Source organism: Mesorhizobium sp. C264A (assembly GCF_040324515.1).
Lineage (GTDB): Bacteria > Pseudomonadota > Alphaproteobacteria > Rhizobiales > Rhizobiaceae > Mesorhizobium.
Window position 1 is genome coordinate 2,198,753 of sequence record NZ_JAMYVY010000001.1, and the last position, 15,591, is coordinate 2,214,343.

A 15,591-nucleotide genomic window follows, 5' to 3' on the forward strand; every position below is an offset into this window, starting at 1 on the left:
TGGCTCCACGCTGCAACCGTCAGTGTTTCGCATGCTAGTGAGTACCCCTCGAAGATGTCAACCGGTAGGACGGTCAGTGTCTGCCGCGGCGCGCACGGGCTGCAAATCGAGGACGACGGTCTGCCACGCGGCACGCTATAGACATCCCTCGACGAACGGGCCGCTAACCCATAGCGAGCCGTTGCTGTACATGGCGGTCCCGTTGTCGTCGGTGTAGCCGTGCGATTGCTCGTCGACACGCAGTCTGGTGTTTGGCACCAACTGACCGTTCACCTTGACGCTCTTGATGAACAGATTGCGATCACCTGCCTTGCCGTCTCCGCCCCACAGGTCGTTGGTGTAGCGAAGCTCGATCGTCTTCGGGTTAGGCACGCTGCTGAGATCGATGTGGAACGGCTTGGCCAGGGTTGACGCCTGCATCAGCTCCGCCATGGCGGCTTCCGGCGTCGATGCGACGCTTTCCTTGCCCGGGACGTCGATCTCGGCTGTGGTCTTTCCGTCGACCACGACATCGAACCGAGGCGCGCCCCGGAGATTAATGCCGGCAGCGTCGACCTCCAGACTGGTGATGGCGCAACGTCCTGTCTCTTTCGCCGCGGCGGCCACCAGGTCGGCCACGCGCTCTCTCTGCGATTGCACCCATCCGGCGATGGGCTGCAGCAGCGCGTTTCGATCCCCGGTATCAGTGAAGAGGTTGGTTCGCTCATCGGAATCGGCCTTGAGGTCGTATTCCTCCACCTTGCCGGTGGTCGCGTTGAAGATGACCTTTCGATCGTTTTCGCGATAGCCGAACAGGAAACCGGCCCAGGGATTGAAGAAGAAGGTCTTGTTTGGCCGTTGCTCGCTGAACAAAGTGCGCCCCTGCCACTGCTTGGGCAGCGCAAGTCCGAGTATGTCGAAGATCGTCGGGGCGATATCGACGATGCCGCCGACCGGGTGAGCAACTTCATCATGAAAGAGATGCTTGTTGATCATGATGAGCGGGATGTGGATGTTTTCCTCGTAGATGGCGCTGGCATGAATGTAGTCGCCATGCTCCCCGAACGCTTCGCCGTGATCGCCCAATATGACCACCAGCGTCGAATCGAGCTTGCCAGACTGCTTGAGCGATTCAAGGATCTCGCCAAGGGCCGTATCGCCGACCTTCAGGGCGTTGAGATAGGCATTGAATTTCTGGTCGTCCGAGTAGTGGACCAGCGTGTTGCCATCGGAGGAAGGCGCCATCTTCGAAAACATCGGGCTGTCGGTGATGTAGGGATAATGGGTCATCGCCGTGAACATGATGCCGAAGAAAGGTTTTGCCTCGTCCTTGTTCATCCAGTCGATGATCGACTGCGCCGTGCAAAGGTCACTGTTGTAGTCCATGTTTTTCCACTGCTCGGAGCTGAGCTTGAAGGTCGGGGTGCCGCATTTCTGCCCCCGGTAGTCCTGGATCACATCCAGTCCCTTGTTGAGGAAAAACTCATCGACCCGTTGGAATCGGGAATCCGCGCTCCAGAAAAACCCTGTGCGGAAATTGTTCTTGGACAAGGTGTTGGAGATCGAGTCCAGCGGCAGATAGGGGTACCTTGCCGTCATGCCGTAATATGAAATGTCGTTGTACATCGAGGTGAGCAGAGAAAATATCGAGTAATGCGTGGACGGTGCGTGCGCATATATGTTGTCGAATCGTATCGAGTCCTTTGCATACCTCTTCATATTCGGCGTGACCGGATACTTGCCGCCAAACGTCTCGATGTATTTGGATGGCACCGACTCCATCATGAAAATCAGCACGTTCTTGATCGGGTTCGGCGTCGGCGCCTTGAAGGTCGACGTTTCCGGCGGTCGCTCGCCGACGCTGGCGACATCCGGGTCATTGGTGCTGGCATTCATCGTCAGCACGACCGGCGTTGGATTGAGCAGGGCCGATTTAACAAAATACAGGATCGGATTGTCGATCTCGGCCGCCGGCAGCGCTTCCGCACGTACGTGGTGTCCACTACCGGCGATGGCAGCGCCGACACACACAACGAGCACGCCCAGGAAGGCCCCGTAGCCAGCGGCGCTCAGCCGCTGGCACAAACTGGCCGCGGCATAGCCAAGAATGAGCACCAGGATGACGGACCCGGAAAGGGTAGCGAAGTCCTTGATGTTGAGCGCGTCGCCCATCGCGTTCCTGGCATCGGCATTCTGCAGGAAGTCGCCATAGACCAGCCACTGGAACGTGAACGGTTCGCCCAGCATTTTGACGAGATTGATGTTGGCAAATCCCCAGCCCAGAGAGACCACGATAGCAACATAGAAGAGCAAGACGACGATTGCTGAGCCGAGACGGCTCGCCTTTGCCAGGAACAGCAGGACCAAAGTCGTCACAGTCAGGGACGTAACGACAATCAGGTCATAGTAGCTCGATGCCAATCCCTTGGGGACGGCCGCCACAAGGCCTGAAACCGTGGTTTGCGGATCAATGATTGCGCCGCGGTAGACACCCAAAAGCAGCCACGACAACAGGCCCGTGCAGATGACCCGCAGGCTCCTGCGCCGGAAGCGCACATTCTTCGCCGAAGCGGTCCCCGCCTTCGACTGCGTAAGGCCGCTCTCAGGTCGGCTCGCCGACCCCCTACTGCCGCCGATGCTCATACAAACTACCCGCCGCCAGTTTGCGCTTCGGCCCCAAATAATGGCCGACAGCCTTCAAACCCCCACCCGCAGAATCGGCTTGCGCTAAAAAAGAGTCAATGAAATGGAGCTTGCGTTAACCACGCCTCTTGAGAACTGGTTAATCCACGCGATAATCGGCGAGGCGTTGTTCCCAGGTGAGCTGTTCCATCAACTGGGCACCCGCCATATGAATTGACGAACGGCGGGTGCCGTCGACCACCCGCCGTCATGACGTTTCAGTACTGCGCAGGCAATCAGCCGCCGCGCAGACGCGTTGGGCTCAGGCTCGCGACGGTCATGCCCTGCTGTTGGGAAGGACACGTCGGCAGAAAGCGGCTCGCATCCGCGTATGTCATGGTCGCGATGGAGCTCTTTAGCCCCCCACGCTTGGCGATCCAGCCGCGAACCCAGCCAGGGTAGTTTTTCATCATGAAATTCGCGGCCACCTGATTGCCGCGCGCAGAAACGCCATACGGCAGGTGAAAGCCGAACGACGCGCTCTGCGTAATGCACACCTTGCTCTTGGGCATCGACAGATAAAGCGTGCAGGCCGAGTCGCACGAACCGTTGAACCGCACAAAAGTGCCACTGCGACGCATTTTTAGCGCACGAATGGCATAGTCGATCACATAGCCGCCGCGATCGCCACTGATGGTCTTGACGTTGGCCGTACCAAGGCTGATGCGCGGACGCAGCAATTCTCCTGCGGAGCTTGCCGAGACCAGTGCGCCGATCAAACCGAGCGCACCGAGAAACTTCATTGTCGTTTTCATTTGCGCCTCCTGCTATTCCGTCAATGACTAGCTGGGAGGCGTAAAAATTGAATATTCTGTGTCGCTAAATTTGAATCAGTCGATCGATTATGCAGTCGTTTTAGAACTTGATTGACGATTTGGTTTACCAATGACGCACAAGCATGATCACTGAAAAGTAAACCTGTCGCAGGCATCATTGCAGATGACTGTGCTGCGTAGCGCAATCGGCGGATTTGGATCAGAGGAAGTCGGATGGCCGTTGGTGGCAAGGAGCAGAGGAGGTCAAAGGAAGGCAAGCCTCGCCGGGTCTGCGTCGTGACGAATGCAATCGACCATGGCGGCGAAGATGGCGCCATGGTCGAGTTGGCCAGGCTTTTTGCCGAAGAGGGGGACGACGTCACCCTGCTATGGGTTCCAGGCAGGGATGCTCCAACGGAGGAGGCCGCGCGCCACCGCGAGCTGGAGGCGGCATCGGTGCGGCTGGTGATTCTCGACAAGTCCGATCAGCTGCTTCCTTCGCTGACGACACCCGAGAGCCGGTCCGCCGCTGTGCTGCATTATCTCGAACGGTCCGGCCACGATTTGGTCTACGCGCCCCTTGAGGGCGGGCTGCTTTACTACACGCTGCTGGCTGTCGAGACTGCGGCTTTTGCCGCGCCGCCGATCGTGGTCGTCGCTCACGCTCCGGAAGAATGGGAACATGAAGCCGACAAGGCGTTCTTCGACAGCACCGAGGTGATTGCCGTCGCCTTTATGGAGAAATACTGCGCCGAGATGGCGAACCGGACGATCTGTGTGTCCGCAGCCTTGCGACACTGGATGTTGTCGAAGGGTTGGAAGGTGAAGAAGGCGATCGTGACGCCGATGTTGCCGTTGCAGGATCGTCTCGCTCCAGCCGGTGCGCGATCGTCGACGGGCGGAGAACTTGCCGTCTTGGCCGGATGGCGCTTCCGCGATGGCCTGACGCTGCTTTGCGACGCGCTCGACATCATAGCGCCAATGGCGCCAAAAGGGCTGACGGTCACCGCATTCGGTCCATTTGGAAAGATCATGGGCGAGCACAGCGGTGGACTGCTGCTGAGACGCGCCGAGCGGTGGCCGTTCAAGGTCAACCTGTTGGCGCACGCAAGCCCCGCCGCAAAGCTCGACTACGTCGCGCGGGCCGGCGCGATTGCCGTCATCCCCGCCCGCGCCGCATCGACGGGCGGCACCGTTGCCGCATGCATCGAGGCGGGATTGCCTTTCGTTGCGACCAATGTGGACGCGAACGCCGAGCGCTGGTGTGCGCAGGCGAGGCAGCCGCGGCTGGTCGATCCTGATGCCGCCACGTTGGCGCAGGCCATTTCGGCGGCGCTCGATGACCCGCCTCGCCCACTGCCTGTCGACAGCCTGAGCCAATGTCGGCAGTCCTGGCTGGATACGCGCAACTTGCCGACGCCAACTAGGCGCTGGCGCGTCGACAAAAGTGCCGGGTCGTCACCCCTGGTCTCTATTGTCATGGCCCATCGCAACCGGCCGCTCTATCTGAAACAGGCAATCGCTGCGATCGAAGCGCAAACCTATGATCACCTGGAACTGGTTCTGGTCGACGACGGAAGCGACCTGGATGAAGTCAGGCGATTGCTGGATACGCTGGAACCTACCTTCCGTCAGCGCGGGTGGAAGATTCTGCGCCGACCGCACAAGCACCTCGGTGCGGCGCGAAATGCCGGCATCCGCGCTTCGCATGGCGAGCTGATCCTGTTCGTCGACGACGACAACGCGCTGTTTGCGGAGGCCGTCGATCATTTCGTGCGTGCGATGGCTACATCGGATGCCGACATCTGCACTGCGTTCCAACTGATCTTCTACGAGGATTTCGTGCCCGAACATCGCGCCGACGGGCTGATCCAGTACCTGCCTCTGGGTGGTCCCGACGCGCTCGGCCTGATCCATAACGTCTACGGTGACGCGAATGCGATTATGCGCCGGTCTGTCTTCTCGCGGATCGGGTTCTTGATCGAAAAGCCGGGCTACGCCATGCACGACTGGGAATTCTTTGCCCGAGCCTCTCTCGCCGGTCTCAAGATCAGGACGATTCCAAAGCCGCTATACTGGTATCGCTCGAAACCGGATGGCATGTTTCGGACGTCGAACTGGTACGACAACCGGCTTCCCATCCTGGAGGCGTTCAGGTCGAGCCTGCCCGATGGCGCCCGCCTGCTGCATCATTTGGCCATTGCCCAGAACGCGCACCGGTCTGAAATTGAAAGTGCCCGTGAAAACCTGAAATATACCCCCGGCAATCGGAAATATCTGGAGCTTTGCGGCATCGAGCCGAACAGCGATGCGGCCATAGAGAAGCTTGCCAGCATTGCTGGGTCGATCGGCCGCCCCGATACGGCTGCCACTCTGCTTGGGCGCCCCGCCACAGACCACAATGCCGCCGACCGTCCTGATGTCGGCGGCGGTTCTATCATTCTCGATTACGACATGCTGCGGAGTGCGCGGTTGCTTACACCCCGCGTCTCGGCTCTCCCGCTGCTGCTTGTCGCACCGGACGACGGCGGGGTGTTCTTGCGTCCGCATGCGGACGGCCCGGTCGCTGCATCGCTTGATCATCATTTTCCAGCCTTCTTCCGGAAGGTTGAAGCATCCGTCGAAATCGCTCATGCCGATGCGCCGGCGATGGATTTTGCTCTCGCCCTTGCTCGACCCGACCAGCCCATAGATTGGCAACAGGACATCGGCAAGCAAACGATCGCCTTCTCAGGCTGGATGAGCATCGAAGACAGATTTGTGCGTCATCACTTGGTGGCAACGCTTCGCACACGAAGGAAGATGCTGCTTTCAATCGTTCTCGCCGTTCGTTTCACCGCAACGTCCAACGGTTTTCCCACGAATGCGTTCTTCCGCACGCTGACACTGTTCAGCGACTAAACGTCGATCCAACCAGGCAAGGGAGATCCGAGCGCAAGCCAGGCCCGTTCATCGGTCGTGCGCGTTAACCACGTTGGTGGAACCTTCCAAGAATGGTTGACAAAACGTTAACAGACGCTAATGTTTCAGTGGGTTGAGTAGGTGGGGTGCGTTATGCGTAGGATTCATTCTCTACTGTTGGGTGGACTTAGTCTGCTGGGGTTGAGCGTCGCTTTTTCTGACGCGGCGCAGGCGAAGACCGAAGTTGGCGTCAAGGAAGCCGAGCTTGCCTGCGAGCAGGCCCTTAAAACCGGCACCATCGAGGCACTTGAGGATTATCTGCACCGGTACCCGAACGCTCCGACAGCCTGCAAGGCGCTTGCTCTCAACAGTTTGGGCCAGTTTGCGGGCGGTGAAGAGGGCAAAGGCCACGGTGAAGGTGGCGGCCGCTACGGCGGATAAGCATCAGCCGGATTTTCCCTCAGTATTTCGAGCACATCAGGTGGCGTAGTCGCTGCGCTGGTGTTGCATGGCCAGGGTCGAAACGAAACCGGCGAAGGGCTCCGAGGTCGTCATCCAGCCGAGTTCGACGAGTTGCGCGCCGTCACCCCGATAGCAGACGGAGCTTTGGTTCCGAAGCGCGAGTTTCGGATTGCGCTCCAAGGCCTCCATGTAGGCAGCGCGCTCCTCAAGCGTCTTTTCCTTGAGCTGCGCATTTTCACTCAGAGACGACGCTGATTTCTGGCGGAATCCCCAGACGAATTTGAAGTGCAGCAATGCGACGCGCAGTTCGCTGAATCGGACCTTGCTGATCGTGTGCTGTGCGACGTGATAACGCGTGCCGCGCCCCCATTTCACGATCGGCACCTTTGTCAGGCACGGGGGAAAAGTTTGCTTGAACCGGCCGTGCCAGAAGACCCGTTCCCTCACGCCACCGAACATCTGCTCGGGTGGGTACATACCGTCGCGCGGGCGCAGCCATCCCGGCTCCGGGTCGAAGTAGGGTGAAGCTTCAACAAGCGGGATCTTGCCATCATAGCTGTATTCGGCCAACGGGCCATCGGCGTACATGTCGATCATGGAGCCTATGACAGCGTCGACGCCGGTCGAATCGAGGTAGCTGCAAAGCTGCTGGAGATTTGCCCGCTCAAAATCGGGATAGACGAGAAGTTCGTCGGCGTCGATCGAAAGGCACCAATGGCCGGTGCCGAACACATTCATGAGCGTGTTGATCCATCGCGGCGGATCGATGTTTTCAGCGAAATGCGATCCTTCCGTGTGGAAGCAGTGGCTGTCCGGCTGCTCCAGGATCAATTCGCGGGTCCCATCCGTGGAGCCATTGTCCAGGAAGAAGAACCGATCGACGCCCAGGCCGCGGTAGTGGTCGAGAAGTTGCCGCAGCAATTGGGCTTCGTTGCGCAGTCCGACAAAGCACAAGATCTCGCCATCGGTCACGTCAATGGGCCGGTCGTCCAGTCGCGCGAGATGTTTTGGGGATCGAAGTTCAACCATCCGAGGTCATCAACCAGTTTACGCGAAAGGCAGGTACGCTGCTGAGAGTCCCGCGAAACGATTATCAAAGTGTTATCCAACTGTTGGCAAGACTGTTTCGAACGAAGCGGGCTGACAAGGGGGGGTCATTGAGCATTGGTTCCAAGGCAGGCGCCATGCCCACGGGCAAGCGACAGGCAAGCCAGAAGCCTCGCAATGTGTGTGTCGTTTCGGAGGTTGAGTTCGGCTCGACGGCGACTGGCGATCACGGGTCGGTAACCTACGCGCTGGCGCAGCATCTGGCCGGAACTGGCGATACCGTGACGCTGCTTTGGGCGCCGGGCCCGCTCGGCAGCCAGCCCGATGATCAGGAAATAGTCAGGCTGGGCAAATGGTGCTTCGACAATTTCCTGGTGCGGCTCGAATTGTTGCCGCCCTCGCCCGAGTTGCTGCGCGGCACGGAGTCTGGCGATAAGAACTCATTGGCCGCCTACCACTACCTCAAGCAGAATACATTCGACGTCGTCTATTTTGCGCTTGAAGGCGGACTGGCGCATTTCTCCACCCTTGCGAAGCGCACAGGTGTCTTTCCCGATCCTCCTACGATCATCGTGCTCGCACATGAGCCCCTTGTGTGGAAGCTGGAAGCCAATTCACGGGCGGTCGAACGCAAGGAGCAGATGACCGTCGCGCACATGGAAAAGAGGTCGGCCGAGACGTGCGACCATCTTGTCATCGCTGGCCAGTCGCTGCTCGACTGGATGGCCAAGGCGGGATGGAAGTTGCCCACCAGCCATCACATTGCTGCGCCCCTCGAGCCGGAGGAGTGGCGTTCCAACTTCGCTGTCGATCACTACAGGCCGCGGGATCGGCCAACCGCCGAAGTGATTCATTTTTCAGGCACAGAGGCGCGCGATGGGCTGACGCTGTTCTGCGATGCGCTCGATCGTCTGGCCGACAGCGGCGTCACCGATCTGACAGTGACGGTAGTCGGCGCGTTTGGTCATGTCCTGGGCGAGCATTCGGGTGGCATGATCGTTCGGCGTGCGCGGCAATGGCCGTTCAAATTGAAGCTCCTGCCCATTCGAGATGAGCCTGACATCTATAGATACCTGCGGCAGAGTCATGCTCTGGTGGCGATGACGCACTCAGCGGCTCAGCTGCCGCTGGAAGTGATGACGTGCCTTAACGAAGAGATCCCGTTCATTGCGACAGATGTCGGCAGCATTCGTGACGTGCTCCATCCGAAGTCGGCCGATGCCGTCCTGATGGATGCGTCGGCCTCCGCCATCGCGGCCAAAATTGCGTCTGTGCTGGAAAGCCGATCGTTTCGTCCGGCAAAGCCCCTGCAAAAGCGGGAAGCGCTCGAGAAAGCCTGGAGCGGGCTGCACGCGAAATTCTCCCGCGAACCCGGCAAGGTCTCCAGTCGCAGGCGGAGCCAACGGCCGCTCGTTTCGATCATCACTGCGCACTACAACCGGGTGCACCTGTTGCCGCAGGCGATTGCCTCGGTTCGACGCCAGGACTATCCCAACATCGAATTGATTGTCGTCGATGACGGCAGCACCGATCCCGATGCAATCAACCTGTTGGCGGAACTCGAACCGGAGTTCGAGCAGCGAGGATGGCGGATCATCCAGCAGAAGAACGGCTTCCTCGGCAAGGCGCGCAACACCGGTATCCGCGCCGCCAGGGGTTCGCTGATCCTGTTCCTGGACGACGACAACGTGCTGTTCCCAAACGCCGTCAGTACGTTCGTCGCCGGCATGCAAAATTCCGGCGCCGATATCTGCACGACCTTCGCCAAGTGGCTCAACGAGCCCTTCGTGCCGCCGGACACCAGGAGCGGCTATGTGCTCTACTTCCCGGTCGGCGGGCCGACGGACATCGCCATGCTCAACAATCCGTATGGCGATGCCAATGCGATGTTCCGGCGTGAGGTGTTCGACAAGATAGGTTACCTCAACGAAGAGCGGGGGTTTTCCGCAAGCGACTGGGAGTTTTTCCTTCGCGCGGATCTGGCAGGCCTGGAGATCGTCCCCGTCCCGGAGCCGCTCTATTGGTACCGGTCGGCACCGACGGGCATGAACCGAAATGCCGAGTGGCTGAGGAATCGCAAGCCGATCATCGCTGTCTTTCGAAAGCATCGATTCGCGAAAACGGAAATGTTCGTGCAACTCGCCATCAGCTCGAACACCGATAATCATGAGAAGGAGCTCAACCTCTGGAATCTGGAGCTGCGGGTTAACGACGAGCGGTATCTCAGGTTGAGTACAGGTCCCGCCAATACCGCGGACGCCATGCAGTTGCTGGCCGAGATCGCGGCACGCGAAGGCAGGGCGGATACCGCAATTTCGCTTCTCGCCCGTGCAGGACGAAGCGACTTTGCTGTGGGTGTGGTTGAAATACTCAACGCGGCGACCGGAGAGACGGTGCCCGAGTTGAATTCCTCGCTGTACAGCGAGCAGTATCTTTCCGCCGAGCCCATGCGCCTAGCTCATGTCGGTTCGTATCCGGATGCCGATCCGGACCTGCTGAGCTATGTCGAACTGTCTCCAGACCAGTTGTTCCTCGAAGCCAGGGGCAGCAATGTCACCATGGCTTTGCTGAAGGGAGTCTGCCCGCCGGGCACCGTAGGCGCGACGTGTTGGGTTTACCTCGACGAGGAACTGACGGGCTCTGCGCAGTTTCAGCTCGCGATCGTAGACGCAGAAAACCAGACCTTCAGCAATTTCGCCCGGCTGCTTGAGGATGGCAGCGGGAGCGGTTGGGCTGATGTCAGCCGACGGCACGAAGCGCGTGAGATAGGGGCGATGGTCAGTTCGCCGGCTACCGGCCGACGCGATTTGTTGTTGGCAGTCAAATGCGGCGGCAGCCGCCCGGAGGCGCGCGTCCTCGGCGGCTTTTCAAGCGTCCATATCCGCCATGTCGTTTCGAACGATGCCAGGCGCCCGCGCCTCAACGCACCCCAACAGCGCCAACGCACCCGCCGAATGACCAATGATGACCTGAAGCGTGCGGCGCTTGTGACGGATTATCCCTCCGAGCTGCCGACGCTGCTCATCGCCGGCGACAATGGCGGTATATTCCTGCGGCCGAATACGCACGGTCCGGTTGTTGCCGCCCTCAATTCGGCCTTCCCGGCCTTTGCCAGAAGTGTCATCGCGACAGTGGAGATCGCCCACGATGAAGCATCCCCATTCGAGTTCGCCATGGCGCTCGGCAGGCAGGAAGAAAAACTCGTGTGGAAACACGATGCACCTGTCGGCGCGCTGTCATTCTCGGGATGGACGCGCGTCTCGAGACCGTTCGAACTGCATGACCTGAAAGTTTCGACCCGGGAGGTCGATCGCAAGTGGCTGACGATCTATCTGGCAATCCGGCTGCCATTCGGCTCGAAGCCGATGCCGTCCAATGCTTTCTGGCGCAAGCTGTTGCTGGTGTGGGACTGAGGGGCGCGGGTTGTCGGGACGCGTCGCGCCTTGTCGACTTTTAAGTGCGGTAGTAGATTAAGTCCGCGTGGAGGCGCCAAGACAATGAAGAAATCACTCGGCCTTGTTCTGGCATTTATTGTCATTACCGGATGCGCAATGTCTTTCGGCGCGGCCGCCCAGGAACGCGACGTGGGGTCTAAATGCACGCAGTGGAATGCACATCGCGTCCTCTTCAAAAAAGGTGAAGGCAAGATATCCGAGGAATCCGCGAAGGCCCTGGCAGCTTTCGTCAAGGATGCTGGGCATGATTGCGGCTACCGGCTCTACGCAACGGCGAGCAAGGAAGGCAACTACAACAAAGCCTACGACATCGCTGGTCTCAGGCTCGATGCAACCGGCGATTTTCTCAAGGCGCAAGGCGTCAAGCCCGAAATGGTGCTGGTGCTTTCGCATTGGGTTGACGACGGCGCCGCCGACACCAATACGGCGCGGAGCGCGATACTGTACACGCTGCCAAAGCAAGGCATATCTTGCCGGCAATATGAGAAGCGCAGCCCTGTGCAGGTCGACCTGTTTTTCTATAGCCAGTCCTATGTGATTTCACCGCGGGTCAAGGCCGACCTCGAGAAGTTCGCCGCCAGCATCCGAGACTCACGTTGCAATGTCGAACTGACGGCTCTCGCGGCCATGGAACTCACCGGCGCCGACGCTGCAAAGACAAACAAGGAACTGGCCAAGCAGCGCCTGAAGGCGGTCGAGGATATCTTGACCGCAGCCGGGATCGACAGCGATCGTCTGGTAGACACGAAAGTCGAGTACGTTGGCGACCAGAAGCCGAACGGCGTTCGCAGTCGTCTGGCGACCGCGTCCCTGATGTAACAGCTTGCCAGATTGGCTGACCCGCGACGGACCCGCAACGATGTGGGGCTACGGCGCACCACACCTGACGCTGGACGGCTGGAAGGCACACCTCGACCAGTTACTCGCGATCGGCACGGGCAAGGTCCATGGCGGGCGTGGGGATTCCCTGCCGGTGGCCGAGGCGGCCCAGCAGATCGCTATGTCGACAAGCCGACGAGATCGTCACCGCCTTATCAACCACGGCGTCAATGACGGCCCAGGGATCTGGTGGGCTTTTCTGCTGGGGCAGGTGTTGAATGTGGGCCGATCATACGTCCGCGATCAATCCGCCGCAGCTCGGCGGCCTTGTCCACCCGTTGCAGCCCGCCGACGTAACGAAATGACGGACGGGCACCTCCACAGGTTGCCTCTTCACGCCAGCACGCCTGTGCCACCGTCGCTGCCTAAGAGGCGGCGACGGTGGCCGCTTGAAGCAGAACCCGCGCGCCGGTAACCGCGTAGGCAGGCTCCACATATTCCGCCTCGTTGTGGCTCAGCCCGTCACGGCACGGCACAAAGATCATCACGGCAGGCGCCACCCGGGCGAGGAACAGCGCGTCATGGAATGCACCCGAGATCATCTGTTTGTGCGGCAGCTGTAGGGTATTGGCGGCCTCCTCGACGGTTTTGACCATATCGGGAGAGAATGCCGCCCCCGGCATGTCGAACTTCAGCCTATATGTCCGTCGTCTCCGACCGCATCCGCCGCGTGTTCGGGCGGGACCAGATGAGCGAGAAGCCCTCACCTTCCTCGTCGTCGAAGAGGTTGGCGTAGATCGGGGCGTTGAAGCTCGGATCATCGAGCTTGAGACCCAGGTAGTCGCGGCCCTCGTTGGAGGTCTTCGACCAGGCGGCGCCGATCTCGGCGCGGCCGACCAGCACCCGGTGGCTGGGAGCGTTCTCGCCAATGGCGCGTGTGTCTGGGACGATGCGCACGTTCTTGGCCTGGACGCTGAGGGTGACGATCTCACCGGTGAATTCGTTCGAGGCGGACTTCTTGAAGATGCCGATGGTAGCCATTGTAAGTCTCCATTTTCTGTTTCCGAGCCCGCACCATGCGGCCTCGGTGGCGATCACTTGGCCGGAGGCGACCGACGACGCATCGCTTGCGACCGGAGCAACGCGGAGGACGGCGCAGGAACGGCTTTCTTGTCTCGCGAGGAATGGCGGCGCTCGGGGTCCCCATGCACTTGCGGCATGGGGTGGGAGCCGGCAGGGGAAGAAAGTCGAGACGCGCCGTTGCGGCTTAGGCGGTCGAGGCTTCAGCCGTCCTTCGGCCAGATCAGCCCATTGAAGAGGCCGTTTGGAGCGCTCTTGGGACAGATTGGCAACGCAGACGTTGGCGTGCAATGCGCCTCCAGCAGATCGCTACGAGTTCACTGCGTCGTCCACGCATTCGAGGCGCCGGGAGCCCCACGCACCTCCAACGCGGCAGCCACCGGCCGCGCTGCCGTCCTGCCACCGACTGGTCGGCCTGCCTTGCGGCATCGACCGAAGAAAGTCCAAGTCCACAGACGGGGCCGCGCCGGCACGTGGCCGTTGCTCGTCCTGGCATGGAACCCGATTGCTCCAACCACCAATAATGAGGTGGCTAGGCCTTCGTCAGTCTGGTCCACCCGCGTCGCCCCGCGCGGTCTAGGCTCGAACCAAGTCCCTGCCGGATTGGTCGGCGGCTGTCATGCCCGCGACCCGGAGATATGACGCGACGCCGACGGCGATCGCGCCAACGACGGAAAAGACGATTTGCCAGGTTTCCGAAGGCATCATGTGCTGCGCGATGCCATGAGTGGGATGATAGCCGGCAACGATCGCGGGAGCCAGCTTCGCCCACATGGGGCGAACGACGCCGAGGAGGATTTGGCCGACGCCGAGCGTCAACCCGGCTGCGAGGATGCCGACAAGGATCGCCCCAAGCCAGCCGGCACCGGTGTTGAATGCCCATGTACTTGCGTTGACGCCGACGAACAACGGGAGGAAGACGATAGCAAGCGTGAAGAGCAACCAGCACAAGATGCCGATGGCCGCGATGCAAATGAGAATGCCGACGATGATCATGGTGGTGTCTCTGAGAGAATAGCTTTGGCGGTTGCGCCTTCCACCACCACTGGCGCAGTGCACAGCATAGCAAAGGAAAACGCCGGCGAAACCCGCCGGTGTTCTTGCATCGCCAGGCGCGATGTCCGCCCCGTCATGGGGCGAACGGGTCGATTTCGCCGATGATGGCGGCGTCGTCGCCGTCATACTCGCTCGCCGGTACGACCGAGAGAGTGCCATCGCCGGCACGAAAGATGACGATGGCGACCATGAGGGTGGCGGCGAGGCTGAAGGCGAAGGCATGTGCGTCGGCGAAGGACATCGATCCGGCTCCTGTTTGAAGCGGAGGACCCTCCCCCGCTCACAGGCGCCCGATGTGTTCGGCCGCTGGCCGCAATCACCGCGAAGGCGAAGCCGGAGCGGCGGCACGCTTCGCGTAGTCCGACCCCTTGCGGGTTGATGGCATTAGGCCATCGGCTGGACCAAGGATCAGCGTCGCATAGCACGGGTGGTGCTTCGTTCCTGGAACTGACGGACGGATAATGCCGACCGAGATACAAGCGATCTCCCAAGCCGCCTGTATCGCTTCTCGTGCCCGGACACCGCACTTGGCTCGAAGTCTACCGAAGACCGAGTTCCCAGTTCGACGGGAAGTCGTCCGCTTTGCGCCCGAGCGGTCAGCCGTCGCCGGTTCTCGAATGACCGCAGTGGGGCCGGAAGCTGAATGGCAGCTTAACACTCTGCAACTTCAAAAAGCCGACGTTCGATGATCTACATCAGCTGGTAAGCTGCCAAGCAACTCACCACTTGACCCGCAACCCCAGTGAGCCGGTCAGCGCGTGACTATCACCGAAGTTTTTGAGACCTGTCCGGGCGACGGCTTCGCCGAACACTGAGAACCTGTCGTCGGCCCAGTTGATCGTGCCACCGACGCCGAGACCACCCCAGAGCTGCTCGTCCCGGCTAGAAAGGTTGGTGCCGGCCAGATCAATCGACGAGCCATCCCCAAAATCATAGTAGAGGTTGGCGATGCCGTAGAGGTTCGTGTGGCCGGCGAGGCCCGTTCGGTCCTGCCACTGCGTCTGGTGGTCCAGCGAGAGGCCTACGCGGCCGAGCAGGCTGTCGCTGGTGCCTGGGGTGGCCCTAGCGCCGAAGGCGTCGGTGAAGGCGTCGAGATCGACCGACGACCAGGCAAGCTGCGCTTGCGGCGTCAGCGACCAATTGGGATCGAGCATGATGCGTTTGCCCGCTTCAACACCGAGCGCGTAGCCGACACCGTTGTTGCCGTCGACGAGCCGCTGTCCGGCGGTCGCCGAGTCGAGATTGCTGTCGTACCAGACCACCTGCGCCTGGCCGTCGAGGTAGAAGCCACCTCGCCGATTCGTTATAGAGCGGCTTATAAGAGTTTCCTAATTCGACTGAATGAACTTTAGATA

Annotated in this window: 11 protein-coding genes and 1 pseudogene; 4 read left to right on the plus strand and 8 right to left on the minus strand. The window is 60.3% G+C overall.

The annotated features are described in order from the left end of the window. Positions 1-135: 135 nt before the first annotated feature. Together NKL04_RS10810 and NKL04_RS10815 are read right to left on the minus strand one after the other, a co-directional pair. Entirely contained in the window at positions 136-2,151 is a 2,016-nt protein-coding gene (locus NKL04_RS10810; protein WP_196814112.1) for a sulfatase-like hydrolase/transferase, read from the minus strand. Between the two features lie 746 nt (positions 2,152-2,897). Beyond that, complete coding sequence (locus NKL04_RS10815) at positions 2,898-3,416, minus strand: hypothetical protein (RefSeq protein ID WP_023746383.1); 519 nt, start codon at positions 3,414-3,416, stop codon at positions 2,898-2,900. A 234-nt stretch (positions 3,417-3,650) separates the two neighbouring features. Here NKL04_RS10815 and NKL04_RS10820 point away from each other — a divergent pair, with 234 nt between their 5' ends. Beyond that, entirely contained in the window at positions 3,651-6,317 is a 2,667-nt protein-coding gene (locus NKL04_RS10820; RefSeq protein WP_023670632.1) for a DUF6212 domain-containing protein, read from the plus strand. 153 nt (positions 6,318-6,470) lie between these two features. Further along, positions 6,471-6,758: a hypothetical protein gene (locus NKL04_RS10825; RefSeq protein ID WP_023707299.1), complete on the plus strand. Its 288-nt coding sequence runs from the start codon at positions 6,471-6,473 to the stop codon at positions 6,756-6,758. 36 nt (positions 6,759-6,794) lie between these two features. Here NKL04_RS10825 and NKL04_RS10830 read toward each other — a convergent pair whose 3' ends face one another. Then, positions 6,795-7,808: a glycosyltransferase family 2 protein gene (locus NKL04_RS10830; RefSeq protein WP_084568487.1), complete on the minus strand. Its 1,014-nt coding sequence runs from the start codon at positions 7,806-7,808 to the stop codon at positions 6,795-6,797. A gap of 128 nt (positions 7,809-7,936) precedes the next feature. On the opposite strand from NKL04_RS10830, the gene NKL04_RS10835 reads away from it, so the two are divergent. Further along, on the plus strand, positions 7,937-11,239 hold the full coding sequence (locus NKL04_RS10835) for a DUF6212 domain-containing protein (protein ID WP_023699932.1): 3,303 nt from the start codon (positions 7,937-7,939) through the stop codon (positions 11,237-11,239). Between the two features lie 84 nt (positions 11,240-11,323). Further along, on the plus strand, positions 11,324-12,100 hold the full coding sequence (locus NKL04_RS10840) for an OmpA family protein (RefSeq protein WP_084567736.1): 777 nt from the start codon (positions 11,324-11,326) through the stop codon (positions 12,098-12,100). A gap of 425 nt (positions 12,101-12,525) precedes the next feature. Here NKL04_RS10840 and NKL04_RS10845 read toward each other — a convergent pair. From NKL04_RS10845 to NKL04_RS10865, 5 genes and pseudogenes are all read right to left on the minus strand, one after another. Continuing rightward, positions 12,526-12,789: pseudogene (locus NKL04_RS10845) on the minus strand (M20/M25/M40 family metallo-hydrolase); the annotation flags it as partial. Between the two features lie 7 nt (positions 12,790-12,796). Continuing rightward, positions 12,797-13,141, minus strand: coding sequence for a DUF736 domain-containing protein (locus NKL04_RS10850; RefSeq protein WP_023699930.1), 345 nt, complete (start codon positions 13,139-13,141; stop codon positions 12,797-12,799). A 615-nt stretch (positions 13,142-13,756) separates the two neighbouring features. Continuing rightward, on the minus strand, positions 13,757-14,176 hold the full coding sequence (locus tag NKL04_RS10855) for a hypothetical protein (RefSeq protein WP_023699929.1): 420 nt from the start codon (positions 14,174-14,176) through the stop codon (positions 13,757-13,759). A gap of 133 nt (positions 14,177-14,309) precedes the next feature. After that, on the minus strand, positions 14,310-14,477 hold the full coding sequence (locus NKL04_RS10860; RefSeq protein ID WP_023699928.1) for a hypothetical protein: 168 nt from the start codon (positions 14,475-14,477) through the stop codon (positions 14,310-14,312). 478 nt (positions 14,478-14,955) lie between these two features. After that, a complete protein-coding gene (locus NKL04_RS10865) occupies positions 14,956-15,555 on the minus strand; it encodes an autotransporter outer membrane beta-barrel domain-containing protein (RefSeq protein WP_352724059.1) in 600 nt (199 codons plus the stop codon). Positions 15,556-15,591: the final 36 nt, after the last annotated feature.